Source organism: Micromonospora sp. NPDC047812, from assembly GCF_040704175.1.
Taxonomy (GTDB): Bacteria; Actinomycetota; Actinomycetes; order Mycobacteriales; family Micromonosporaceae; genus Micromonospora.
Genome location: NZ_JBEYRY010000001.1, coordinates 172,605 through 194,947, shown reverse-complemented (window position 1 = coordinate 194,947; position 22,343 = coordinate 172,605). Strand labels below are relative to the sequence as shown.

The window sequence follows — 22,343 nt, the reverse complement described above, 5'->3', positions numbered from 1 at the left end:
CCCTTCCCCATGCGCACGTCCCGTACGCCCCGTACCGCGAAACTGCCGTAGCCGACCCTATGTGACGAGGAGGCCGCGGTGCCTGTCACGTACACCGGCGGCCTCCTCGTCGACGTTTCCCTGCCCGCGGCGCGCGGCGCGCCCGGGGCGGCTCAGGCCTGGCCGACCTCGAACCGCACGAAGCGGGTGACCTCGATGCCGGCCTCGGCCAGCAGCTGCTTCACCGACTTCTTGTTGTCGGCGACCGACGCCTGCTCCAGCAGGACGTAGTCCTTGAAGAACGCGTTCACCCGGCCCTCGACGATCTTCGGCAGGGCCGCCTCGGGCTTGTTCTCCTCGCGGGCGGTCTGCTCGGCGATGCGCCGCTCGGACTCGACGACGTCGGCCGGCACCTCGTCCCGGGTGAGGTACTTCGGCCGCATGGCGGCGATCTGCATCGCCACGCCCCGGGCGTCCGAGTCGGACGCCTCGTCGCCGGCCGTGCTGGTGTACTGCACCAGCACGCCGACCGCCGGGGGCAGGTCCTGGCTCTTGCGGTGCAGGTAGACGGCGGTGGTGCCGTCGAGCTTGGCGAAGCGGTTGAGGACGAGCTTCTCGCCGATCTTGGCGGACTGCTCCTGCACCAGGTCGGCGACGGTCTTGCCGTCCAGCTCGGTGGCGAGCAGCTCCTCGGCGGTGCCGACGCCGCTGCGCTCGCCGTGCTCCACCAGCTGCTGGGCCAGCTCGATGAAGGCGTCGGTCTTGGCGACGAAGTCGGTCTCGCAGTTGAGTTCGAGCAGCGCCTTGCCGGAGTGGGCGATCAGACCGTTGGCGGCCGTGCGGCCGGCCCGCTTGCCGACGTCCTTGGCGCCCTTGACGCGCAGGATCTCGACGGCCTTGTCGAAGTCGCCCTCGGCCTCGGTCAGCGCCTTCTTGCAGTCCATCATGCCGGCGCCGGTGAGGTCGCGGAGCTTCTTGACGTCCGCGGCGGTGAAGTTGGACATGGCTCTCTCTTCGGTGTTGAGACTGCGGGTGGGTTGGTCCTGGTGCCGGTTACCCGGATCCGGGCGCGACGTGCCCGGCGTACCTGCCGCTCCCCGCCGCCCGGGAGAACGGGCGGCGGGAAAGCGGCGGTGCGGTCACTCCGCGGCGGCGGTCGCCGGCTGCTCGACCGGCTGGGCCTGCTCGGCCTGCGGGGCCTGCTCAGCCTGCGGGGCCTGCTCGTCGGCCTTCTTCGGCTCCTCGAGCAGCTCGCGCTCCCACTCGGCCAGCGGCTCGTCGGAGGCGACGCCCGGCTCCGGCTTCTCGTCGCTGCCACGACGACGGCCGGAACGGGCGATCAGGCCGTCGGCAACGGCGGCGGCCACGACCTTGGTCAGCAGCTCGGCCGAGCGGATCGCGTCGTCGTTGCCCGGGATCGGGAAGTCGACCTCGTCCGGGTCGCAGTTGGTGTCCAGCACCGCGATCACCGGGATGCCCAGCTTGCGGGCCTCGTCGACGGCGATGTGCTCCTTCTTGGTGTCGACCACCCAGATCGCGGCCGGGAGCTTCTGCATGTCCCGCAGACCGCCGAGCGTGCGGGTCAGCTTGATCTTCTCGCGGGAGAGCTGCAGGGTCTCCTTCTTGGTGTAGCCGGCGGCGGTGCCGCTCAGGTCACCCAGAGCCTCCAGCTCCTTCATCCGCTGGAGCCGCTTGTAGACCGTCTGGAAGTTGGTCAGCATGCCGCCGAGCCAGCGGTGGTTGACGTAGGGCTGACCGACCCGGGTCGCCTGCTCGGCGATGGCCTCCTGGGCCTGCTTCTTGGTGCCGACGAAGAGGATGCTGCCACCCTCGGCGACGGTCCCGCGCACGAACGAGTAGGCCTTCTCGATGTAGTCGAGGGTCTGGCGCAGGTCGATGATGTAGATACCGTTGCGCTCGGTGAAGATGAAACGCTTCATCTTCGGGTTCCAGCGCCGGGTCTGGTGCCCGAAGTGGACACCGCTCTCCAGCAGCTGACGCATGGTCACGACGGCCATGGTGGGGTACTCCTCGTGGTCCCTGGTTGTCCCGCCCGGCCAGGCGGCCGGGCGTCCTGGCGCCCGGTCGGCGGCCATGGCGGGCCCGACCAAGATCGGGACCAGGGAGGCCGTCGCCCCACGACGGCTCGTGGAGAGGGCGCGCGAGGTCGACCGCGCGAGGCGGTCGCCAGTCGACCAGTGTACGCCCCTTCCCCGCCCCCGATGCCTCGGGTGCGGGGAAGGGGTCGGAACGCCCATTTCCGGCACTCGGCCCGCCTGCCCGGGCCGGTGCCCAGGTCCGGACGGCGTATGCCCCGGGGGCGTCAGGTCCCGGCGGTCGAGGATCAGCCGACCGCGAGGGCGGCGGCGACGAAGAGCACCAGGCCCACGGTCAGGTACGCCGTCGGCGGGCGCAGCCAGCCCCGGCTCCCCTCCGCCAGCGACAGCCCGCCGGTGCGCAGCCCGTACAGGCCGATCGCGAAGATCGGCAGGCCGCAGACCAGGAAGATCCCCACCACGACGTCGGCGGCCGAGACCGGGTCGCCGGTCACGCCGCTGATCAGCACCCGCATCGCGGGCACCTCGAACACCAGGACCAGCAGCGTGAAGAGCGCGGCCAGCGCCGGCCGCCGGGTCCGGTAGACCCCGTCGCCCGCCGGCGCTCCCGGGTGCGGGGCGACCACCGGCGGGTACGCCGGCAGTTCCCCCGGCGCGAGGTCGCCGCGGGGCGCGACCGGCGGCATCGGCCCGGTCGGCATCTCCAACGGGTTCGGGGGCGCGACCGGCCGGACCGGCTCGTCGACCGGCGTCTCCGTCGGGCTCGCGGCCTCGGCCACCCGACCTGGCGCGACGATCGGATAGCCGCCCAGCGGGGCCGGGCGGGTCGGCTCCACGGGTCCCGCCCCGGCCAGGGCGTCGGCGCCCGACGTCGACAGCGCGTCGCGGGTCTCCCTCGATTCCCGGGCGGCGCGCCGGCCCGGGCGGTCGGCGGGCAGTTCCCCGGAGACGTCCGGGTCCGCCTCGGCCCGACGCGAGCGGCTCGCCCGGTATCCCTCGGTCTCCGACCGGGCGTCCCCGAGCGGCGGCACCGCCGCGAAGCGCCCCGGATCGCCCTCGCCGTACCTTCCGGGCTCCGATCCCGTGACGGCGAACCGGCCGGAGTCCTCGGGACCGGTGACGGCGAACCGGCCCGGGTCTTCCCGTCCCGTGGCCGCGAACCGGCCGGAGTCCTCCGGTCCGCCGAAGCGGCCCCGGTCGGTGTCGACGGCCCCGAAACGCCCCGAGTCGGGCTCGACGGCCGCGAAGCGCCCGGAGTCGGGCTCGACGGCCGCGAAGCGCCCGGAGTCGGGCTCGACGGCCGCGAAGCGCCCGGAGTCGGGCTCGACGGCCGCGAAGCGCCCCGAGTCGGGCTCCGCCGACGCGCCGAAGCGTCCTGGTTCACCGCGCCGGGTCCCCCTGGAGTCGCCGTAGCGGTCGTCCTCCACGGCCCGGCGCTGCTCGGGGGCGTTCAGGTCGTCGTCCCGGTATCGGCTCTCGGCCGGACCGCGCCAGTCCGCCTCCCCGTAGCCGCTCTCACGGTCACGGTCGCGGTCACGGTCGGCCGGATACCAGCGCGACTCCTGATCTTCGACAAAGTTCCGTCCACGTCCGTCCACGTCCGGCACCGTATGCGACCGGCTCCACGGGCGCCATTCGCCCCCGGGACACCCGCGCTCCCGCGAGCGTCGGTCACCGCGCGGCGCTGGTCGCAGAGCCGGAAGACCGCCCGGTCCGCCTCCCGGGGCGTGACGGCGACGGGCGGGGCGGGCAGGGACGGGGACGGGCGACGGCGGGCAGGCAGGCCCAGCTCAGCGGTGCACCGCGTGGCTCCTGGCGGCGGTCCAGCGGGGTGGGCCGCGTAGCACGACGAGGGCATGATCGTCCGTCCGTCCACAGCGCCCCCGTCGTCCACATTTTCGGGGGCGCGGGGCGGCGGCTGCCCGCCCGCCGGGTGCACGGTGCCGGACATGACGAAGCGGAACCAGGCGGTCGGCGCGTACGGGGAGCGGTGCGCCGTCCGGCACCTGATCGGGGCGGGACTGCGCCCGGTGGCCCGGAACTGGCGCTGCCCGGCCGGGGAGATCGACATCATCGCCTGGGACGGGCCGGTGCTCGCCTTCTGCGAGGTGAAGACCCGCCGCACCGACGAGTTCGGGCCGCCGGCGGAGGCGGTCGTACCCGCCAAGGCGCGGCGGCTGCGCGGGCTCGCCGCCCGGTGGCTCGCCGACACCGGCACCACCGCCGACGAGGTGCGCTTCGACGTCGTCTCGGTACGCCTCACCGGCGCCGGCGCCGCCCGGGTCGAGCACCTCAAGGGGGCGTTCTGATGGCCGGGCCCGGGTCCGGCGTCGAGCGACGGCGGGCGGCGTTGTGAGCTACGCGAAGGTGCTCTGCGTGGGCCTGGTGGGCGTCACCGGGCACCTCGTGGAGGTCGAGGCCGACCTGGCGGCCGGCCTGCCGGCGGTGGTCATCTCGGGGCTGCCGGACACCGCCCTGCACGAGGCCCGGGACCGGGTCCGCGCGGCCGTGGTCAACTCCGGTCAGCGGTGGCCCAACCGCCGGATCACCCTCAACCTGCTGCCGGCCGACCTGCCGAAGTTCGGCTCCGCGTTCGACCTGGCGATCGCGGCGGCCCTGCTGGGCGGTTCCGGCGAGCTGCCGCTGCTGCCCCTGGAACACGTGGTGGTCCTGGGCGAGCTGGGCCTCGACGGCACGGTCCGGCCGGTGCGCGGTGTGCTGCCGATGGTCGCCGCGGCCGCCCGGGCCGGCGTCGGGAAGGTGATCGTCCCGGCCGGCAACGCCGCCGAGGCGGCGGTCGTCCCCGGGGTCCGGGTCCGGGCGGTCGACACGCTGCACCGGCTGGTCAGCTTCGTCCGCGAGGGCTCGCCCCTGATCGAGCCGGAGTCCGACGGCCCGCCGCCGGCCGGCGGCGGGCCCGACCTGGCCGAGGTCGCCGGGCAGGGGCTAGGCCGCAGGGCGCTGGAGGTGGCCGCGGCGGGTGGGCACCACCTGGCACTGGTCGGGCCGCCGGGAGCCGGCAAGACCATGCTCGCCGAGCGCCTCCCGTCGATCCTGCCCGAGCTGGACGACGAGGCCGCGCTGGAGGTCTCCGCGCTGCACTCCATCGCCGGGCTGCTGCCGCCGGGCGGCCGGTTGCTGCGCCGCCCGCCCTTCCAGGCACCGCACCACACGGCGACGGTGCCGTCGCTGGTCGGCGGCGGTTCCGGGCTGGCCCGCCCCGGCGCGATCTCGCTCGCCCACCGGGGCGTGCTCTTCCTCGACGAGGCGCCCGAGTTCAGCCGGGGCGCGCTGGAGGCGCTGCGTCAGCCGCTGGAGAACGGCCGGGTCCGGCTGGCCCGCAGCCGAGGCGGCGCCGAGTACCCGGCCCGCACGCAGCTGGTGCTGGCGGCCAACCCGTGCCCGTGCGCCAAGCCGGCCGGGGACGCGTACTGCGAGTGCCCACCGCAGGCCCGACGGCGCTACCTCAGCCGGCTCTCCGGGCCGCTGCTGGACCGGATCGACGTGCAGGTGAAGCTGCCCCCCGTCCGGGCGGCCGAGTTGATGGAGGCCACCGTCGACAGCGAGGCGTCCGTCACCGTCGCCGCGCGGGTGGCGGCGGCCCGGCGGGCTGCGGCCGCGCGCTGGGCGGTGCTCGGCCACCGGCTCAACGCCGAGATACCCGGCCCCTACCTGCGCCGCCCGCCCTGGCGGTTGCCCGGGCCGGACACGGCCGAGCTGCGGGCCCGGCTGGACGCCGGGTCGCTGTCGGCCCGGGGCTTCGACCGGATCATCCGCCTGGCCTGGACGATCGCGGATCTGGACGGTCGGGACCGTCCCGACCGGGAGGACGTCCGGGAGGCCATCCAACTGCGAACGGGGGACGCGACGTGAGCGCCGACGAGGAGACCCTGGCCAGGGTGGCGCTCACCTGGCTCGCCGAGCCGGGCACCTGGTCGGTGCACCGGCTGGTCGACCGGCTCGGCCCGACGACGGCGCTCGATCTGCTGCTCGACGGGGGCGCACCGGAGGAGACGCTGCGCAACACCGTGGCGGCCCGTTGCGCGGCCGGCGACGCCCGGTCCGTCGCGGCCGAGGCGCTGGCCCGCACGGACCGGCTCGGCGCCCGGATCGTCGTCCCCGGCGACGACGAGTGGCCCGTCCGGGTCGACGACCTGCGCCGGCTCCGGCTGCCCGGCGCCTACCGGCGGGTGGACGTCGAGACCGCCCCGCCGCTCTGCTTCTGGGTACGCGGCTCGTGGCCCCTCGCGGAGGCGTTCGACCGCTCCGTCGCGGTCGTCGGAGCCCGCGCCGCCACCGGGTACGGCGCGCACGTCGCCACGGAACTCGGCTACGGGCTGGCCGACCGTCACTGGACCGTCGTCTCGGGCGGAGCCTTCGGCATCGACGCCGCGGCCCACCGGGGCGCGCTCAACGCCGGTGGCCTCACCGTGGCGGTGCTCGCCTGCGGGGTGGACCGCCCCTACCCGATGGGCAACGCGGCGCTGTTCGACCGGATCGCCGACACCGGGCTGCTGGTCAGCGAGTGGATGCCGGGAGCCGATCCGCTCCGGCCCCGGTTCCTCATCCGCAACCGGGTGATCGCGGCGGGCACCCTCGGCACGGTGCTGGTGGAGGCGGCCGCCCGCAGCGGCGCGACCCAGACCACCCACCGGGCGCTCGCCCTGGACAAACCCAGCATGGTGGTGCCCGGCCCGGTCACGTCGGCGATGTCCGTCGGCGCGCACGAGACGCTGCGGGACTACCCGAAGGCCCGGCTGGTGACCGGCGTCGCGCAGGTGCTGGAGGAGGTCGGGCGGATCGGCGACCTGGCGCCCGTACCGCGCGGCCCGCAGCAGCCGGCCGACCTGCTCGACGACGACGCACGGGCCGTCGTCGAGGCGTTGCCCCGCCGGGGCGCGGTCGGCGTGGACGTCCTCGCCGCGCGGGCCGGGGTGCCCGTCCGTACCACGCTGCGGAAGCTGTCGATGCTCGAGGAACTGGCCCTGGTGCTCCGCCGCGACGGCGGGTACGCCCTCGCGCCCCCGCCGGCCCGGAACGCGACCGCCGGGCGACCGGCGACGCCGGACGGACCGTGAACCCGCCGGACGGGCCGCGGTCCGTCGTCAGTCACCCTCGAAGCGGATCTCCATCGCGCGGTCCTGCCGGCAGCGCCGCGCCAACCGGTCCAGCCGGCGCACGTGCGTCAGCTCGGGCGTCGACCGGGCCACCTCGGCGAGGCAGCGCACCTCGGCGAGGAGCTGCGGCGTCTGGCCGGCGGGGACCACCAGCTCGCCGACCGGATCCACCCGGTCGAGCAGCGGGGTACGCCCGGCGCCACGCACCCGCCGGACGAGGCTCAGCAGTACGTCGTCGGGATCGGGCAGCACCTCGGCCGGCACGAGGCGACGCCGGTCGGAGCCCACCCCGACCACCCGGTAGAGGACGACGTCCACCCCCATGTCCGGTCCCCCTTCGTCGAGCCTGATCCCGTCGCGCGGCGACCACGACCAGGGCCCTCACCCGTTGGTACGACAAGTCTGCGCGCACCGGCCCGCCCAATCCACCACCCGGGCCGCGCGTCCGTGCCGGAGGCACCCACGAGCGGGCTCGGCCGGCCGCCTCCCGTTCGCCCCGGTCACTCGGCCCGGCACCCTGCCGGTGGCGCCGGCCGGCCGTAGGCTGGTCCCGTGCCGCCCGAGGATCCGCCGCCCACCGCCGCCACGGCCTCGGTCCGCGCCACGGGATACCGAGGGGTACGGCTTCCCGTGCGGCCCGGCCAGGCGCCCTTGGCCCGGTCTGTCGGCGCGGCAAGGCCCACGCGACGCGTGCCGGGCGCCCGGCGGGCGGCTGCGAGGGGAGCGCGGTGAGCCGGGAGGCGAACGGCACCCGGGCGACCCACCAGGCTCTCCCACCGGCGATGCGGGAGGCGGTGGACGACTTCGCCGGGCACCTCGCCGCGGTGCGCAACCGGTCCGCCCACACCGTCCGGGCGTACGTCGGCGACGTGGTGTCGCTGTTGGACCACGCCCACCGGATGGGCTGCGCCGGACTGCCGGAGCTGGACCTCGCCGTGCTGCGCAGTTGGCTGGCGAAGCAGCGGACGATGGGGGCCGCACGGACGTCGCTCGCCCGCCGGGCGGCCTCGGCGCGGACGTTCAGCGCGTGGGCGCATCGCGCCGGGCTGCTCCCCGCCGACGTGGCCGGCGCCCTGTCCAGCCCGCGCGCCCACCGGGACCTGCCGACCGTGCTGCGCGCCGACCAGGCGGCAGCCCTGGTCGAAGCGCCGGGCCGGTTCGCCCCGGCCGTGCCGCCGTCCCCACCAGCCGAGGACGGCTCCCGACCCCCGTCACCCGCCGGGGAGCACTCCCAGCCGTCGACGCCCGACGGAAAGGGCCCCCACCCCTCGGCGCCGGACGGAAAGGGCCCCCAGCCGTCGACGCCCGACGGCAAGGGCTCCCGACCGGCGTCGCCCACCGACGACGGGTCCGGGTCGGCGTCGCCAGGGTCGTCGGGTCCTCCCCCTGCGGCTGACGGTGGCGCCGAGGCGGTACTGCTGCGGGACCGGGCGCTGCTGGAGCTGCTCTACGGCACGGGGGTGCGGATCAGCGAGGCGTGCGGCCTCGACGTCGCCGACGTCGACCACGCGCGACGGGTCGTGCGGGTGTTCGGCAAGGGTGGCCGGGAACGCGCCGTGCCGTACGGGGTGCCGGCGCAGCGGGCGCTCGACGAGTGGCTGCGCCACGGCCGGCCGGCGTTGGCCGCCCCGCACTCCCGCGACGCGCTGCTGCTCGGCGCCCGCGGCGGACGGCTCAACCCGACGACGGCACGCCGGATCGTCGGCGGGTACGCGGCGGCGACCGGCCTGCCCCCGATCAGCCCGCACGGGCTGCGGCACTCGGCGGCGACCCACCTGCTGGAGGGCGGCGCCGACCTGCGGGCCGTGCAGGAGCTGTTGGGGCACTCGTCCCTGGCGAGCACCCAGATCTACACGCACGTGTCCGTGGAGCGGCTCCGCGCCGCCTACCGCCAGGCCCACCCCCGCGCCTGAGTCCGCCGTCGCGGACCACCCCGCGCCCGCGTGGCACGGTCGGGGGCCGGACGCCCGTGGGGTGGACACGGCCGAGTTCCGCAACCGGCAGACGACGACCTGTCAGGCAGGAAGGCCGGATCCTCAGACCCGGCGCGGCGACGAACCCGGCCCGTCGGGGGCCGAGCCCCGGAGCACGACGTGCGGCTCGCGCCCGAGGTCCAGGCACATCCGCACGTCGTCGTAGCGTTCGTCGCCCACCTCGATGACGTTCGGCAGGCGCCCCCACTCGCGGAAGCCGAGGCGCTCGTACAGCTCGATGGCACCGTGGTTGTTGCCGCGCACGCCCAGCGCGAGGGTCTCGATGCCGGCCTTGCGGGCGTCGTCGATCAGCGCGCCGGTGACGAGCCGACCGATGCCGCGGCCACGGGCGGCGGGGTGTGCGGTGACCTTCTCCAGGTCGGCGTAGTGGGTGAAGATCGGCTTCGGACCGCGCCGCCACGTCCCGGTGCCCACCACCCGGTCGTCGAGCACGGCGAGGACCAGCGCGGCGTCGCCGGCCGCGACGAGACCGAGCACCCCGTCCAGCCATGCGTCGGTCTCGGCGCGGCCGGGCGGGACCGCGTACCCGATCGCGCCACCCCGCTCGGCCACCGCGTGCAGCACCCGGTGCACCTCGGCGCGGAGCTGCCGGTCGGCGGCGGTCGGCCAGCGCAGTTCGACGTCCATGACCAGCGATTCTCCGGGATCGAGGACGGTCTACCGGCATCGGCTCGATGGAACCGTGTCCCGGACGGGCGTCCCGACCGCCGTGCCCCACGGACCGTACCCGGCGGAACGGCGGCGGGAGATAGACCGGTCGCTACGATCACCGGGTGAGCCTCCCGCAGCCGCCCGAGCCGATCGCGGCAGCCCGCCTGCTCTTCTCACTCGACTCGGCGGTCAGCCACCTGAACCACGGTTCCTTCGGCGCGGTACCGGTCGCCGTGCAGCGGGCCCAGCAGCGGCTGCGCGACGAGATGGAGGCCAACCCGCTGCGCTTCTTCACGCAGGGCCTGGTCGACCGGATCATCCACACCCGCCGGCACCTGGCCGGCTTCCTGGGCGCCGACCCGGACGGCACCGCCCTGGTCCCGAACGCCACCACCGGCGTCGCGGTGGTGCTCCAGTCGCTCGGCCTACGCCCCGGCGACGAGGTGCTCGCCACCGACCACGGCTACGGCGCGGTCGGCCTCTCCATCGCCCGGGAGTGCCGGCGTACGGGGGCCGTCGCCCGGGTGCTGCCCGTCGGGTTGACCGCCTCGAACGAGGAGATCGTCCAGATCGTCCGCGCCGGGCTGCGCCCCGGCCGGACCCGGTTGCTCGTCGTGGACCAGCTCGCCTCGGCCACCGCCCGGCTCTTCCCCGTCGCCGCGATCGTCGGCGTCGCCCGGGAGCACGGGATTCCGGTCCTCGTCGACGCCGCGCACGCCCCGGGCATGCTGCCGACGCCGGTCAGCGACGTCGGCGCCGACTTCTGGGTGGGCAACCTGCACAAGTGGGCGTACGCGCCGCGCGGCACCGCCGTGCTGGCGGTCGCCCCGTCGTGGCGGGATCGGATCGAGCCGCTGGTCGTCTCGTGGGAGCAGGAGTCGGGGTTCCCCCGCCGGGTCGAGTGGGCGGCGACGCAGGACTACACGGGCTGGCTGGCCGCGCCGGTGGGCCTGTTCACGCTGCGCAGCCTCGGCCTCGACCGGGTACGCGGCCACAACGCCGCGCTGGCGGCGTACGGCCAGCGGGTCCTGGGGGACGCGCTCGGGGTGGCGCCCGCCGACCTGCCGGACCCCGGCGGGCCGGGGGTCGCCATGCGGATCGTGCCGCTGCCGGCGGGCCTGGGCACCACGTTCGAGGCGGCGCGGGCGCTGCGGGAACGGATCGCCGAGCGGCTCGCCACCGAGGTAGCCGTCATGGCCTGGAACGGACGGGGCTGGCTGCGGCTCTGCGCCCAGGTCTACAACACCGCCGACGAGTACGAGCGGCTCTCGGTGCGACTCCCCCCACTGCTCGCCCAGCGCTGAGGGCGGGGTCGGCGCCGTCGAGCGGCAGCAGCCGCACGGGTCCCAGGCCGAGCAGGGCCAGCGGATCCAGGTAGTCGGCGCCGCGCCGCAGCCCCCAGTGCAGGCAGGCGGGCACGGGGCAGCCCGGGTGACCGGCGAGGAGGGCGCCCAGCGGTGCCCCGGCGGTCAGGCGGTCGCCGGGGCGGACCGCCGGCGACACCGGCTCGTGGGTGGTCCGCAGACCGTCGGCGTGCCCGACCGTGACGACGGGGCGGCCGGCGACCAGGCCGGCGAAGAGCACCGTGCCGGCACCGGCGGCCCGCACGGTGGTGCCCGGCGCGGCGGCCAGGTCGACGCCGCGGTGGCCGGGCAGCCACGGCCGGGGCGGCGGGTCGAACCGGCGCACCGGGCGCGGGACGCCGTCGAGCGGCCACCGGAACCGCGCCGCGCGGGACGGCGCGGCCCCGGAGGGCGCCGCCGCGGCGTTTGCGGAAGCGGGCGGCCGGACCGCCGCCGACACCGGCGGGGAGGCGGGCGCGGCTGCCGGCCCGAGGGGCAGCAGGGCGGCGCCGAGCACGGCGGCGCCGGTACGCGTGGCTGGTCGCATGGGACGCAGCCTGCCCGGCGAGGGGCCGCCCCGCCACCCGCGACGCCCGCGCCTTTGGACGACGGGTGTCCTGTGGACGGACCACCGGAGGGCGGTCCGATCTGCTACGGGCCGGCGGCCGGCCGACCACGAAACGGCGCGACCACCGGCGGACGCCGGGCCCGTCGGGCGGGCCCGGGAGCGGCGGCGGGCACCGCCGAGGCCCTAGGCTGGGACGGGCGACACGGCGGAGCCGCCGCCGTCCCACCGGGGAGGCCCCCATGACCACTGTGGACGACGTCAGCCGGCCCTCCCGCGTGGCGGAGCCGGGCGAGGGGATCACCGGCGAGGAGTTGCAGCTCGCCGCCCGCAACCACGGCATCCCGCTGGAGGCGCTGCGCTACGACGTGACCCCGGCCGGCCTGCACTATTTGCTCATCCACTACGACATCCCGGATGTCGACCCGGCCACGCACGCGCTGACCGTCGCCGGCGCGGTGGACCGGCCGCTGACCCTCGACCTCGCCGCGCTGCGCGAGCGGCCCCGGGTCACCCGCCGGGTCACGCTGGAGTGCGCCGGCAACGGGCGCGCCCTGCTGCACCCCCGGCCGGTGAGCCAGCCGTGGCTGGTCGAGGCGGTCGGCAACGCGGAGTGGACCGGCACCCCGCTGGCGCCGCTGCTGCGCGAGGCGGGAATCGCCGCCGACGCCGTGGACGTGGTCTTCACGGGCGCCGACCACGGCGTGGAACGCGGCGTCGAGCAGGACTACCAGCGGGCGCTGCCGGCCGCCGACGCGCTGCGCGAGGAGGTGCTGCTGGCGTACGAGATGAACGGCGCTCCGCTGCTGCCGCAGCACGGTGCCCCGCTGCGGCTGATCGTGCCCGGCTGGTACGGCATGGCGCACGTCAAGTGGCTGCGCGCGATCGACGTACGCACCGAGGCGTTCGACGGCTACCAGAACGCGGTCGCCTACCGGCTGCGCCGGGACGCGGCCGACCCCGGGGTGCCGGTGACCCGGATCGAGCCGCGGGCGCTGGTCCGGCCGCCCGGCTTCCCCGACTTCATGTCCCGCACCCGCGTGCTGCGGCCCGGTCCGTGCACGCTGGACGGTCGCGCCTGGTCCGGCCACGCCCCCGTCGTCTCGGTGGAGGTGACCACCGACGGCGGGGTCAGTTGGCGACCGGCCATCCTGGACGAGCAGGTCGGCGGGGAGTTCGCCTGGCGCAGGTGGCGGTACGAGTGGACGGCGCCGCCGGGCAGGCACGTCCTCGGGGCCCGCGCCACCGACGCCTCCGGCCGCAGCCAGCCGGTCGAGCAGCCGTGGAACCGGGGCGGCTTCGCCAACAACCTCGTGCAGCGCGTCGAGGTCGTGGTGCTGTCGGAGTGAACGCGGCCGGGGAGCAGAGGGGTGACGGCCGCGCGGGGGTGGGGGCGCCGACGGGGCCGTGCGTCCGGCGGTGGGGCCACCGGGCGGGAGACCGGCGATCAGCCGCCGAAGCCGGAGTCGGCGGGCAGCGAGATGTCGGGCTTCTCCAGCTCCTCGACGTTGACGTCCTTGAAGGTCATCACCCGGACGTTCTTGACGAACCGGGCAGGACGGTACATGTCCCACACCCAGGCGTCGTGCATCTCCACCTCGAAGTAGACCTCGCCGTCGGAGTTGCGCACGTGCAGGTCGACCTGGTTGGCCAGGTAGAACCGGCGCTCCGTCTCCACCACGTAGGAGAACTGGCGGACGATGTCGCGGTACTCCCGGTAGAGCTGCAGCTCCATCTCGGTCTCGTACTTCTCGAGGTCTTCCGCGCTCATCGCACTCCGCCTTCCATGACCACATCTTCCCCCACCGACGCCGGAGGCCGAGGCTGCTCGCCCAACGCCACGCCGACGGTACCCCCTGGCGGGCACGAGCGCTCCATCGGCTCGTCCCGCCTCGCGTCCGCCGGCCGACGCGCCCGAGGTGGGGCGCCGTCGCGACCGGACACCGTCGCCACGTTGACGTACGAGAACCGGTGCTCCCGGCACGGCCCCCGGTCCCGCAGCGCCGCGGTGTGTTCCGCGGTGATGTAACCCTTGTGCTCGGCGAACCCGTAGCCCGGGAACGCCCCGTCCAACTCGACCATCATCCGGTCCCGGGTGACCTTGGCCAGTACGCTCGCCGCCGCGACGCAGGCCGCCACCCGGTCGCCCTTCCACACCGCCAGCCCCGGCACGTCGAGGCCGTCCACACCGAAGCCGTCGGTCAGCACGTAGTCGGGGCGGGTCGTCAGCGACGCCAGCGCCCGGCGCATGGCGGCCAGGTTGCTCACGTGCAGCCCCCGCTCGTCGACCTCCTCGGCCGGGATCACCACCACGGCGTACGCCAGTGCGCGGGCCACCACCTCGTCGTGGATCCGCTCCCGGCTGGCGGGGGTGAGCAGCTTGGAGTCGGCCAGCCCGTCGATCTCGCCGCGGCGGCCCTCGGGCAGGATCGCGGCGGCGGCGACCAGCGGCCCGGCGCAGGCGCCGCGACCCGCCTCGTCGGCCCCGGCGACGTGTCGGAAGCCGCGCCGCTGCAACGCGCGCTCCAGCGCGTAGAGCCCACCCTCGCGGCGCACCACCGTGCGCGGCGGCGTCAGCACGGCGCGTCCTGCCCGGCCGTGGGCGCGGCCGTGGCGGCCAGCGCCCGGGCCAGCACCGCCGGCAGGTCCGGCGGGTAGTAGCGCTCACCGCTGGCGGCCAGCTCGTCCGGCGGCCACCACCGGTGGGCGGCGACGCTGGCCCGCTCGATCTCGCTGAAGCCCGCCGTGTCGACCTCGTGACCCGTCACCCGCACCAGGAAGAACTCCTGTTCCTGCCGGTACCACACGCCGTCGAAGGGGAACTCCGTCACGTCGCGGTGCACGGGCGCGCCGAAGGCCGACTCCGGCAGCCGCAACCCGGTCTCCTCGGCCAGCTCACGCGCGGCGCACCCGGGGTAGGTCTCCCCCGGATCCAGGCCGCCGCCGGGGGTGAACCACCAGCGGCCGTGCTCGGGGCGGGCCGGGTCGGAGCCGCTGAAGAGCAGCACCCGGCCCGCCGCGTCGACGAGCAGGACGCGCGCCGCACGCCGGGGGGTGTAGACGGTCACCGCACCAGCCTGCCAGACGCCGCCGACAACGCACACGCCCGGCGGCCCCTACGGTTCGGGGATGGCCTCGTACGACTTCGGGACGCTCAGCCAGGTGGCCCGGCCGACGGGCCAAAAGACGGTGAAGGCCCGCCCCACGACCTCGCCCTCGGGGATCGTGGCGACGGTGATGTCCTGACCGGACTGCTGCCAGTGCTCCAACGAGTCGCCCGACGCCTCGCGGTGGTCGCCCATCACCCAGAGCCGGCCCTTCGGGACGGTGATGTCGAACTCCTCGGCGGTCTTGTCCCCGGGGAAGATGTAGGGCTCGTCCAGGGACTTGCCGTTGATCACCAACCGGTCCTGCGCGTCGCAGCAGACCACGTGGTCGCCGCCCACGCCGATGACGCGCTTGATGAAGTCCTCGCCGTCGGGGTTGGCGCTCCACTCCAGGGGGGCCTTGAAGACGATGACCTCGCCCCGGTGCGGGGACCGGAAGTCGTAGACCAGCTTGTTGACCAGCACCCGATCGTCGATCTGGAGGGTGTTCTCCATCGACGGGGAGGGGATGAAGAAGGTCTGCAGCACGAAGGCGCGCACCAGCACCGCGACCAGGATCGCCACACCCAGGAGGATGGGCAACTCCTTCCAGAAGGAGCTGCGCGGCTTGTCGGTCTGCTCGTCAATCACGGCAAGAGCCTACGTTGCCCGGCCGGACGCCACCGTCCGGAACGCGCGAGAACGGCGAGCGCGGCAGCGACCGGGACGAGCAGCACCACACCACCGGCCGGCGTGGGACGGACCGGGGGCGGTGCGCCGGTGGAGGCGGCCGGCGGGTCGGCGACGTCGTCGAAGGTCGGGGGCACCGACAGGGCGCTCCAGCGCGACGACGGCCAGACCACGGTGAACGCCCGGCCCACCACGTTCTCGATCGGCACCGGGCCCTGGCAGCGGGCGTCCTGGGAGACCATGCGGTGGTCGCCCATGACGAAGATCTGCCCGGGCGGGACCACGACCTCCTCGAAGCGCCGGGACCGGCACTCGCGGGGGTTGGGCGGGATGTCGAGCGGCGAGTCCCGCAGGACGTACGCCGACTCGTCGAGCGGCGTGCCGTTGACCAGCACCCGCCCCTCGGCGTCGCAGCACTTCACCCGGTCGCCGGGCAGGCCGATGACCCGCTTGATGAAGTCCTTCTCGCCGGGGCGGCTGAGGCCGACCAGGTCGCCGACGGTCCGGCTGAGCTTCCCCGCGAACCCGGGCTCCGGTTCCTCGTCGACCTGCGGCGCCCACCGGTCGGTGCCCCGGAAGACGACCACCTCGCCCCGCACCGGGTCGCGTACGTCGTAGACGACCTTGTTGACCAGGACCCGGTCGCCGACGAGGAGGGTGTCCTCCATCGAGCCGGAGGGGATGAAGAACGCCTGCAGCAGGAAGGTGCGGATCAGCACCGCGAGGCAGAACGCGACGACGAGCAGCAGCGGCAGCTCCTGCCAGAGGGGCATCTGACGGCGGGGCCGGCGGGCCCGACGGCGCCACGGGTCGACGGCGCCGTCCTCGTCAAGCGTCTGCACCACGCCACTCTCCGGTCAGCAGAAATGACACTACCGCCCGGGAACCCTGTCGGGGCTCCCCGGGCGGTAGTGGTCGTCGCTCCGCCGTCGCGGCGGGACGTCGCCCGGCTGCGCCCGTAGCGACCAGGGTAGTGCGCTCCGGTCGGTACGACATACGCGCAGCTCGGGCGGCGTGGCGAGCGCGAGGTCAGCTGGGCTGCTTCTCGCGCTTCTCCTTGATCTTGGCCTTCTTGCCCCGCAGCTCGCGCAGGTAGTAGAGCTTGGCGCGGCGGACGTCACCGCGGGTCACGACCTCGATCCGGTCGATCGCCGGGCTGTTGATCGGGTAGGTGCGCTCGACACCGACACCGAAGCTGATCTTGCGGACCGAGAAGGTCTCGCGCAGACCGTCACCCTGGCGGCGGATGACGACGCCCTGGAAGATCTGGACACGGGACCGGTTGCCCTCGACGACCCGGGCGTGCACCTTGACGGTGTCACCGGCACGGAAGTCGGGGAGGTCGGTGCGCTTCGACTGGGCGTCAAGGGCGTCCAGGATGTTCATCGCTGCGTCCTCGTGAGGCTCACGGCGCACCGTCAATCGGTGCGCGGGTGGGTGATTCTGATCCCCGGGTGGCGGTCGGTGACCCGACCCCGGTCGAGGATCCTCGCAGCCGTCCGCGGCGCGGCCGGTTGCGGCAACCCCCCTACTTTGCCACATCCCCTGGCGGCACCTGAAATCCGGCCCGGTCCAGCGCGGCGACGTCCCGTTTGTCCAGGCGGTGCGGGTCCAGCGCGGCGAGCATGTCGGGACGACGCGTCGCGGTGCGGGTCAGCGCCTCGTCCCGCCGCCAGCGGGCGATCCTGCCGTGGTCGCCGGAGCGGAGCACCTCCGGCACCTCCAGCCCCCGCCAGGTCGCCGGCTTCGTGTACATGGGGGCCTCCAGCAGCCCGTGGGCGTGCGACTCCTCGGCCAGCGAGCCCGCGTTGCCGAGCACGCCGGGCAGCAGCCGGGTGACCGCCTCCAGGATCACCAGCACGGCCACCTCCCCGCCGAAGAGGACGTAGTCGCCGAGGGAGACCTCGGTCACCGGCATCCGGGTCGCGGCGTGGTCGAGCACCCGCTGGTCGATGCCCTCGTACCGGCCGCAGGCGAAGAGCAGGTGCGGCTCGGCGGCCAGCTCGTGCGCCATCGCCTGGGTGAAGGGGGCGCCGGTCGGGGCCGGCACCACCAGCCGGGGCGGGGTCACCTCCGCCGGGGCGAGGGCGTCGAGCGCCTCGCCCCACGGCTCCGGCCGCATCACCATGCCGGGCCCGCCGCCGTAGGGCGTGTCGTCGACCGTGCGGTGCACGTCGTGGGTCCAGATCCGCAGGTCGTGTACGGCCAGCCGCAGGGTGCCGTTCGCCCGCGCCCGGCCGATCAACGACAGGTCCAGCGGGGCGAAGTACTCCGGGAAGATCGACACGATGTCGACGCGCATGCGGGGGTGCTCCAGCCGTTCTACAGATCGAGCAGACCGGCGGGCGGGTCGACGACGACGCGACCGCCGGCGAGGTCAACCTCGGGGACGATCGCCTTGACGAACGGGATGAGCGCGGTGCCGCCCCCGGCACGGCGCAGCACCAGCAGGTCGGACGCGGGGGCGTGGTCGATCCGGGCCACCTCGCCCAGCCGGTCGCCGGCAGGGGTGACCACGGCCAGCCCGACGAGCTGGTGGTCGTGGAACTCCTCCGGGTCCTCCGGCGGCGCGACGTCGGCGCTGTCGACCCCGATCAGCGTGCCGCGCAGCGCCTCGGCGACATCCCGGTCGAGAATGCCCTCGAACGCGACCAGCATCCGCCCCTGGTGCCAGCGGGCGGACTCCACGACCAGCTCGGCGGGCACCCGGAAGGCCACCCCCTGCTCGGGCGCGGCGGGCGGCGGGGCCGCCCCGGGCTCGGTGCGCAGCACCTTCCCCGGGGCGAACCGCGCTTCGGGCTCGTCGGTCCGCACCTCCACGGTGACCTCACCGCGGATGCCGTGCGGCTTGCCGATCCTGCCGACGATGAGCAGCATCAGTACGAGTCGACGATGTCGACGCGCACGCCGCGCCCGCCGATGGAGCCGATCACCTGGCGCAGCGCCTTGGCGGTCCGGCCGGACCGCCCGATCACCGTGCCGAGGTCCTCCGGGTGCACGCGGACTTCCAGCCGCTTGCCCCGACGGGAGTCGACCATCCGGACGCGTACGTCATCGGGGTGATCGACGATGCCCTTGACCAGGTGCTCCAACGCCGGACGCAGAGGCATGTCAGGCCTGCTCACCGGCGTCGGCAGCGGCAGCCGGGGCCTCGGCCGGAGCCTCGGTCTTCGGCGCCTCGGCCGGAGCCTCGGCCTTGGCGGCCTTCTTGGCCGGCTTCGCCGGCGCCTCGGCCAGCCCGGCGGCGGCCTTCGCCTCGGCCTCGTACGCCGCGGTGCGGTCGACCCGCTCCGGGGCGACCTTCAGCGGCGGCGGGGCCGGCAGGCCCTTGAACTTCTGCCAGTCACCGGTCAGCTCCAGCAGCCGCTGCACCGCCTCGCTCGGCTGGGCGCCGACGGACAGCCAGTACTGGACCCGCTCCGACTTGACCTCGATCACCGAAGGGTCTTCCTTCGGCTGGTAGACCCCGACGAACTCGATCGCCCGGCCGTCGCGCTTGGTGCGCGAGTCGGCGATGACGATGCGGTACTGCGGGTTGCGGATCTTGCCCATCCGCAGGAGCCGGATCTTTACGGCCACAGTTGTTTCGCTCCTGTTGCGATCTCACCTGCCCGAACGGGCGGTGCACGGGTGAGTGTCGACCGGCACAGTGGGGTTGGGCCGGAGACTGCTCGGTGGACTGGCGACGTGCCCGGGTTAGAGGGCGCCGGACACGCGCCGGATACCAGCCAGCCATTCTGCCAGATCGGGAGCGGATCGCTCACACCGGACCGCCCCGGGTCACCCGCCGGGCGGCAGAAGTGACGGAAAGCACACCGGCGGCGGCCGGTCCGCGTGCGCGCGGCGGGTCAGCGCACCGGGGGGCGGTCCCAGCCGGGCGGCAGCTCGTCGGGGACGGTCCAGTCGGGCGGCGGGGTGAAGTCGCACCAGGTGCCGTCGAACGGGAACTCCCCCGCCTCGGCCAGCGCGATCACCCGCTTCCCCTCGGCCCGGACCGCGTCCGGGTCCGGCACCCAGTAGTGGTCGGGGAAGGCCAGCCGCTCGACGAACTCCCCCTCGTCCTTCCACTCCCAGCCCCGGTCGGGGCGGACGACCACGTCGAGGTCCTGGTCCACCATGTCGACGCCGGCGAGCGTGCCGTCGTCCCAGCGCACCCCGGGCTCCTCCAGGTTGACGTACCAGGTGGCGAAGCGGTCGTGCGCGTCGCGGAACCACCACACGGAGTGGGCCGCCCCGGCGGGCAGGAACTTGAGCACGGAGGGGCCGTTCCAGCGGCCGGTGGCCAGGCGGTACGACGAGGAGATCCACTCGGTGAACGGCACGGCCCGCATGCCCAGCCCGGCCTCGGTGACCTCGCTCGCGACCGGGGAGTCGCGGGCCACCCAGAGCAGCAGGCCCCGGTCGTCGTCGCTGACCACCCGCGCGGTGCGTACCCAGCCGATCCGCCCCCGGCGCACGTTGCGGTGCACGATCAGCCGCCCAGCTTCGAATCTCACGCACCGACCCTACCGGCGCCCGGCGGGCTCCTGCCCCGCCGACCCGCCGGGCCGGGACGCGGACGGCCGGCCCCGCGAGGCGGGACCGGCCGTGCGGCGTACGGGTCGGTCAGTAGGCGCGGGCCAGGATGGCGACCAGGTCGGGCTCGTCCTCGGAGTCGGGCACCGAGCCGTCGGCGCGCAGCAGGCAGCGCACGGTGACGCCCTGGCCGTTCGCCTCCGCCTCGCCCTGCACGCCGACCGCCGACCACGGCACCATGGCCCAGCCGGTGGCCGCCGCCTCGATCGCCTCGGCGAGGGTCGACACCTCGACGGTGCGGGACTGCCGGTGGGCCAGCGCCTGGTCGTGCAGGGCCCGCTGGTCGGCGTCGAGGGCGGCCAGCACGGCGGTCACCACGTCGGCCACCGGCGTCGGGGACTTCGAGCCGTCCGTGCGCCGGACCACGACCGCGTTGCCGGCGGCCAGGTCGCGGGGGCCGACCTCGACGCGTACCGGATAGCCGCGCAGCTCGGCGTCGACGGCCCGGCGGCCGAACGGGGTGTCGACGCGGTCGTCGAGCGCGACCCGGACGCCGGCGTCGCGCAGCGCGTCGCGCAGCTTGGCCGCCGCCTCGCCGACGCCCTCGCCGTCCTTGACCACCATGACGTACGCCTGCACGGGCGCCAGCTTCGGCGGCACCCGCAGGCCGTTGTCGTCGCCGTGGCACATGATCAGGCCGCCGAGCATGCGGGTGGAGGTGCCCCAAGAGGTCGTCCAGGCGTGCTCCCGGCCGCCCTCGGCCGACGAGTAGCTGATGTCGAAGGCCTTGGCGAAGTTCTGCCCCAGCTCGTGGCTGGTGCCGAGCTGGAGGGCCTTCCCGTCGCCCATCATGCCTTCGCAGGTGTAGGTGGCGGTGGCCCCGGCGAAGCGCTCGCGGGCCGTCTTCAGGCCGACGACCACCGGAATGCCGAGCACGTTGACCATCAGGTCCTCGTACGCCTCGTGCAGGATCCGGCGGGCGTAGGCGCGGGCGTCGTCGCGGGTCGCGTGCGCGGTGTGCCCCTCCTGCCAGAGGAACTCGCTGGTGCGCAGGAAGATCCGGGGGCGCAGCTCCCAGCGGACCACGTTGGCCCACTGGTTGAGCAGCAGCGGCAGGTCCCGGTAGGAGTCGATCCACTTGGCCATGAACTCGCCGATGACGGTCTCGCTGGTGGGGCGCACCACCACCGGCTCGGCGAGCTGCTTGCCGCCGCCGTGGGTGACCACCGCGAGTTCCGGCGAGAAGCCCTCGACGTGCTCGGCCTCGCGCTTGAGGTAGCTCTCCGGGATGAAGAGCGGGAAGTACGCGTTCTCCGCGCCGGCCGCCTTGATCCGGGCGTCCATCTCGGCCTGCATCCGCTCCCAGATGGCGTAGCCGGCCGGGCGGATGACCATGGTCCCCCGGACCGGGCCGTTGTCGGCCAGCTTCGCCTTGGCGATCAGGTCCTGGTACCAGCGGGGAAAGTCCTCCGCACGGGGAGTGAGCACGCGTGCCATGACCGCACATCCTATGCGTCGGCCGAAGGGACGACGCCATCGGGCGCGATGTCGCCGGTCTCCGCCGTGCCGGCCGGTGCGGTCGGGCTAGGATTCGACCACCATGGGTGAGGTGAGGGACGGCACCCGTTCCCGGGAGGCGATCGTCGAGGCCGCCCGGGCGTTGACCATCGCGACCGGCTGGGACGGCGTCCGGATGGGCGCCGTCGCGCGCGCGGCGGGGGTCAGCCGGCAGACGGTCTACAACGAGTTCGGCACCAAGGCGGGGCTGGCGGAGGCGCTCGCCCGGCGGGAGGTCGACCGGTTCGTCGGCGACGTACGTACCCTGCTGCGCGCACACGGCGACGACGTGCGCGCCGCCGCGCACGCCACCATCTCGCACACCCTCACGCAGGCGGTCGACGACCCGCTGATCAAGGCCGTGCTGACCAGTTCCCGGGGCGGCTCGGACGATCTGCTGCCCTACCTCACCACGCGGTCGGAGCTGGTCCTGACCGAGGCCACCGAGGTGCTGCTGGAGTGGGCCGACGAGGTGCTGCCGGGCGCCGACCGGAACGCCGTCGCGTTCGCCACGGACTCGGTCGTCCGGTTGGTGATCAGCCACATCGTCCTGCCCGGCGCCCCCGTCGCGCAGACCGCCGCCGCCCTCGCCGACCTAGCGGTGTACCTGCTCCTGCACGCGGTCACCCAGGGCGCCCACTCCGGCTGACCGGGCGCCGCCCCGGGCCGCAGCGCCGGCCGGGAGCGCCGCAACGCCGGCCGGGAGCGCCGCAACGCCGGCCGGGAGCGCCGCAACGCCGGCCGGGAGCGCCGCAACGCCGGCCGGGAGCGCCGCAACGCCGGCCGGGT

24 protein-coding genes and 1 pseudogene are annotated in these 22,343 nt (G+C 74.9%); 7 read left to right on the top strand and 18 right to left on the bottom strand.

Annotated features, from left to right (window positions below):
- Positions 1–152: 152 nt before the first annotated feature.
- The 3 genes from tsf to AB0883_RS00875 form a co-directional block, all read right to left on the bottom strand.
- On the bottom strand, positions 153–983 hold the full coding sequence (tsf, locus tag AB0883_RS00885) for a translation elongation factor Ts (protein ID WP_121396087.1): 831 nt from the start codon (positions 981–983) through the stop codon (positions 153–155).
- Positions 984–1,118: 135 nt separating this feature from the next.
- On the bottom strand, positions 1,119–1,997 hold the full coding sequence (gene rpsB, locus AB0883_RS00880) for a 30S ribosomal protein S2 (protein WP_366638385.1): 879 nt from the start codon (positions 1,995–1,997) through the stop codon (positions 1,119–1,121).
- A 326-nt stretch (positions 1,998–2,323) separates the two neighbouring features.
- The gene (locus AB0883_RS00875; protein ID WP_366638383.1) at positions 2,324–3,643 is read right to left on the bottom strand and encodes a hypothetical protein; all 1,320 of its coding nucleotides are present in this window, start codon (positions 3,641–3,643) and stop codon (positions 2,324–2,326) included.
- A 342-nt stretch (positions 3,644–3,985) separates the two neighbouring features.
- On the opposite strand from AB0883_RS00875, the gene AB0883_RS00870 reads away from it, so the two are divergent.
- The 3 genes from AB0883_RS00870 to AB0883_RS00860 are packed head-to-tail and all read left to right on the top strand — an operon-like array spanning position 3,986 to position 7,114.
- A complete protein-coding gene (locus tag AB0883_RS00870) occupies positions 3,986–4,345 on the top strand; it encodes a YraN family protein (protein ID WP_121396090.1) in 360 nt (119 codons plus the stop codon).
- 43 nt (positions 4,346–4,388) lie between these two features.
- A complete protein-coding gene (locus AB0883_RS00865) occupies positions 4,389–5,909 on the top strand; it encodes a YifB family Mg chelatase-like AAA ATPase (protein ID WP_366638382.1) in 1,521 nt (506 codons plus the stop codon).
- Positions 5,906–7,114 (top strand): DNA-processing protein DprA, encoded by a 1,209-nt coding sequence (locus tag AB0883_RS00860; protein ID WP_366638380.1) that lies wholly within the window; start codon positions 5,906–5,908, stop codon positions 7,112–7,114. The genes AB0883_RS00865 and AB0883_RS00860 overlap by 4 nt, the downstream gene beginning before the upstream one ends.
- A gap of 27 nt (positions 7,115–7,141) precedes the next feature.
- Here the strand turns inward: AB0883_RS00860 and AB0883_RS00855 are convergent, their stop codons facing one another.
- The gene (locus AB0883_RS00855; RefSeq protein WP_366638378.1) at positions 7,142–7,477 is read right to left on the bottom strand and encodes a hypothetical protein; all 336 of its coding nucleotides are present in this window, start codon (positions 7,475–7,477) and stop codon (positions 7,142–7,144) included.
- Positions 7,478–7,935: 458 nt separating this feature from the next.
- On the opposite strand from AB0883_RS00855, the gene AB0883_RS00850 reads away from it, so the two are divergent.
- Positions 7,936–9,066, top strand: a complete 1,131-nt coding sequence (locus tag AB0883_RS00850) for a tyrosine recombinase XerC (RefSeq protein WP_366640201.1) — start codon at positions 7,936–7,938, stop codon at positions 9,064–9,066.
- A 123-nt stretch (positions 9,067–9,189) separates the two neighbouring features.
- On the opposite strand, the gene AB0883_RS00845 is transcribed toward AB0883_RS00850, so the two are convergent.
- The gene (locus AB0883_RS00845) at positions 9,190–9,774 is read right to left on the bottom strand and encodes a GNAT family N-acetyltransferase (protein ID WP_366638377.1); all 585 of its coding nucleotides are present in this window, start codon (positions 9,772–9,774) and stop codon (positions 9,190–9,192) included.
- A 146-nt stretch (positions 9,775–9,920) separates the two neighbouring features.
- Here AB0883_RS00845 and AB0883_RS00840 point away from each other — a divergent pair, with 146 nt between their 5' ends.
- Entirely contained in the window at positions 9,921–11,102 is a 1,182-nt protein-coding gene (locus tag AB0883_RS00840; protein WP_366638376.1) for an aminotransferase class V-fold PLP-dependent enzyme, read from the top strand.
- Here the strand turns inward: AB0883_RS00840 and AB0883_RS00835 are convergent.
- A complete protein-coding gene (locus tag AB0883_RS00835; RefSeq protein ID WP_366638374.1) occupies positions 10,990–11,688 on the bottom strand; it encodes a M23 family metallopeptidase in 699 nt (232 codons plus the stop codon). The two genes, AB0883_RS00840 and AB0883_RS00835, sit on opposite strands and share 113 nt — an antisense overlap.
- Before the next feature lie 260 nt (positions 11,689–11,948).
- Here AB0883_RS00835 and AB0883_RS00830 point away from each other — a divergent pair, with 260 nt between their 5' ends.
- Positions 11,949–13,055, top strand: a complete 1,107-nt coding sequence (locus AB0883_RS00830; protein WP_366638372.1) for a sulfite oxidase — start codon at positions 11,949–11,951, stop codon at positions 13,053–13,055.
- A gap of 98 nt (positions 13,056–13,153) precedes the next feature.
- On the opposite strand, the gene AB0883_RS00825 is transcribed toward AB0883_RS00830, so the two are convergent.
- The 12 genes and pseudogenes from AB0883_RS00825 to proS form a co-directional block, all read right to left on the bottom strand.
- On the bottom strand, positions 13,154–13,477 hold the full coding sequence (locus AB0883_RS00825) for a DUF2469 domain-containing protein (protein WP_007075222.1): 324 nt from the start codon (positions 13,475–13,477) through the stop codon (positions 13,154–13,156).
- The gene (locus AB0883_RS00820) at positions 13,474–14,286 is read right to left on the bottom strand and encodes a ribonuclease HII (RefSeq protein WP_132232688.1); all 813 of its coding nucleotides are present in this window, start codon (positions 14,284–14,286) and stop codon (positions 13,474–13,476) included. The genes AB0883_RS00825 and AB0883_RS00820 overlap by 4 nt, the downstream gene beginning before the upstream one ends.
- Positions 14,280–14,774, bottom strand: coding sequence for an NUDIX domain-containing protein (locus AB0883_RS00815; RefSeq protein ID WP_366638371.1), 495 nt, complete (start codon positions 14,772–14,774; stop codon positions 14,280–14,282). Before AB0883_RS00815 ends, AB0883_RS00820 begins: the two co-directional genes overlap by 7 nt.
- Before the next feature lie 48 nt (positions 14,775–14,822).
- Positions 14,823–15,443, bottom strand: a complete 621-nt coding sequence (lepB, locus tag AB0883_RS00810; protein WP_366638369.1) for a signal peptidase I — start codon at positions 15,441–15,443, stop codon at positions 14,823–14,825.
- 9 nt (positions 15,444–15,452) lie between these two features.
- Positions 15,453–16,327: pseudogene (gene lepB, locus AB0883_RS00805) on the bottom strand (signal peptidase I).
- A gap of 184 nt (positions 16,328–16,511) precedes the next feature.
- Positions 16,512–16,868 (bottom strand): 50S ribosomal protein L19, encoded by a 357-nt coding sequence (rplS, locus tag AB0883_RS00800; RefSeq protein ID WP_089001547.1) that lies wholly within the window; start codon positions 16,866–16,868, stop codon positions 16,512–16,514.
- A 142-nt stretch (positions 16,869–17,010) separates the two neighbouring features.
- Positions 17,011–17,784, bottom strand: a complete 774-nt coding sequence (gene trmD / locus AB0883_RS00795) for a tRNA (guanosine(37)-N1)-methyltransferase TrmD (protein ID WP_366638367.1) — start codon at positions 17,782–17,784, stop codon at positions 17,011–17,013.
- Between the two features lie 20 nt (positions 17,785–17,804).
- On the bottom strand, positions 17,805–18,356 hold the full coding sequence (rimM, locus tag AB0883_RS00790) for a ribosome maturation factor RimM (protein ID WP_366640200.1): 552 nt from the start codon (positions 18,354–18,356) through the stop codon (positions 17,805–17,807).
- Between the two features lie 2 nt (positions 18,357–18,358).
- The gene (locus AB0883_RS00785) at positions 18,359–18,619 is read right to left on the bottom strand and encodes an RNA-binding protein (protein ID WP_172862164.1); all 261 of its coding nucleotides are present in this window, start codon (positions 18,617–18,619) and stop codon (positions 18,359–18,361) included.
- A complete protein-coding gene (gene rpsP / locus AB0883_RS00780) occupies positions 18,594–19,061 on the bottom strand; it encodes a 30S ribosomal protein S16 (protein WP_311410948.1) in 468 nt (155 codons plus the stop codon). The genes AB0883_RS00785 and rpsP overlap by 26 nt, the downstream gene beginning before the upstream one ends.
- Positions 19,062–19,330: 269 nt before the next feature.
- On the bottom strand, positions 19,331–19,978 hold the full coding sequence (locus AB0883_RS00775; protein ID WP_366638365.1) for a DUF402 domain-containing protein: 648 nt from the start codon (positions 19,976–19,978) through the stop codon (positions 19,331–19,333).
- A 109-nt stretch (positions 19,979–20,087) separates the two neighbouring features.
- Positions 20,088–21,494: a proline--tRNA ligase gene (gene proS / locus AB0883_RS00770; protein ID WP_366638363.1), complete on the bottom strand. Its 1,407-nt coding sequence runs from the start codon at positions 21,492–21,494 to the stop codon at positions 20,088–20,090.
- 103 nt (positions 21,495–21,597) lie between these two features.
- On the opposite strand from proS, the gene AB0883_RS00765 reads away from it, so the two are divergent.
- Positions 21,598–22,203 carry a TetR family transcriptional regulator gene (locus AB0883_RS00765; RefSeq protein ID WP_366638362.1) on the top strand — a complete coding sequence of 202 codons (606 nt, stop codon included), beginning with the start codon at positions 21,598–21,600 and terminating at the stop codon, positions 22,201–22,203.
- Positions 22,204–22,343 lie beyond the last annotated feature (140 nt).

Excerpts from the sequence above, each read along its gene's own strand:
- AB0883_RS00855 (WP_366638378.1), bottom strand. The coding sequence starts at position 7,477 with ATGGGGGTGGACGTCGTCCTCTACCGGGTGGTCGGGGTGGGCTCCGAC.
- rpsB (WP_366638385.1), bottom strand. The coding sequence starts at position 1,997 with ATGGCCGTCGTGACCATGCGTCAGCTGCTGGAGAGCGGTGTCCACTTC.
- AB0883_RS00825 (WP_007075222.1), bottom strand. The coding sequence starts at position 13,477 with ATGAGCGCGGAAGACCTCGAGAAGTACGAGACCGAGATGGAGCTGCAG.
- AB0883_RS00850 (WP_366640201.1), top strand. The coding sequence starts at position 7,936 with ATGCGGGAGGCGGTGGACGACTTCGCCGGGCACCTCGCCGCGGTGCGC.
- AB0883_RS00845 (WP_366638377.1), bottom strand. The coding sequence starts at position 9,774 with ATGGACGTCGAACTGCGCTGGCCGACCGCCGCCGACCGGCAGCTCCGC.
- AB0883_RS00830 (WP_366638372.1), top strand. The coding sequence starts at position 11,949 with ATGACCACTGTGGACGACGTCAGCCGGCCCTCCCGCGTGGCGGAGCCG.
- AB0883_RS00870 (WP_121396090.1), top strand. The coding sequence starts at position 3,986 with ATGACGAAGCGGAACCAGGCGGTCGGCGCGTACGGGGAGCGGTGCGCC.
- proS (WP_366638363.1), bottom strand. The coding sequence starts at position 21,494 with ATGGCACGCGTGCTCACTCCCCGTGCGGAGGACTTTCCCCGCTGGTAC.
- AB0883_RS00765 (WP_366638362.1), top strand. The coding sequence starts at position 21,598 with ATGGGTGAGGTGAGGGACGGCACCCGTTCCCGGGAGGCGATCGTCGAG.
- AB0883_RS00835 (WP_366638374.1), bottom strand. The coding sequence starts at position 11,688 with ATGCGACCAGCCACGCGTACCGGCGCCGCCGTGCTCGGCGCCGCCCTG.
- tsf (WP_121396087.1), bottom strand. The coding sequence starts at position 983 with ATGTCCAACTTCACCGCCGCGGACGTCAAGAAGCTCCGCGACCTCACC.
- rplS (WP_089001547.1), bottom strand. The coding sequence starts at position 16,868 with ATGAACATCCTGGACGCCCTTGACGCCCAGTCGAAGCGCACCGACCTC.
- trmD (WP_366638367.1), bottom strand. The coding sequence starts at position 17,784 with ATGCGCGTCGACATCGTGTCGATCTTCCCGGAGTACTTCGCCCCGCTG.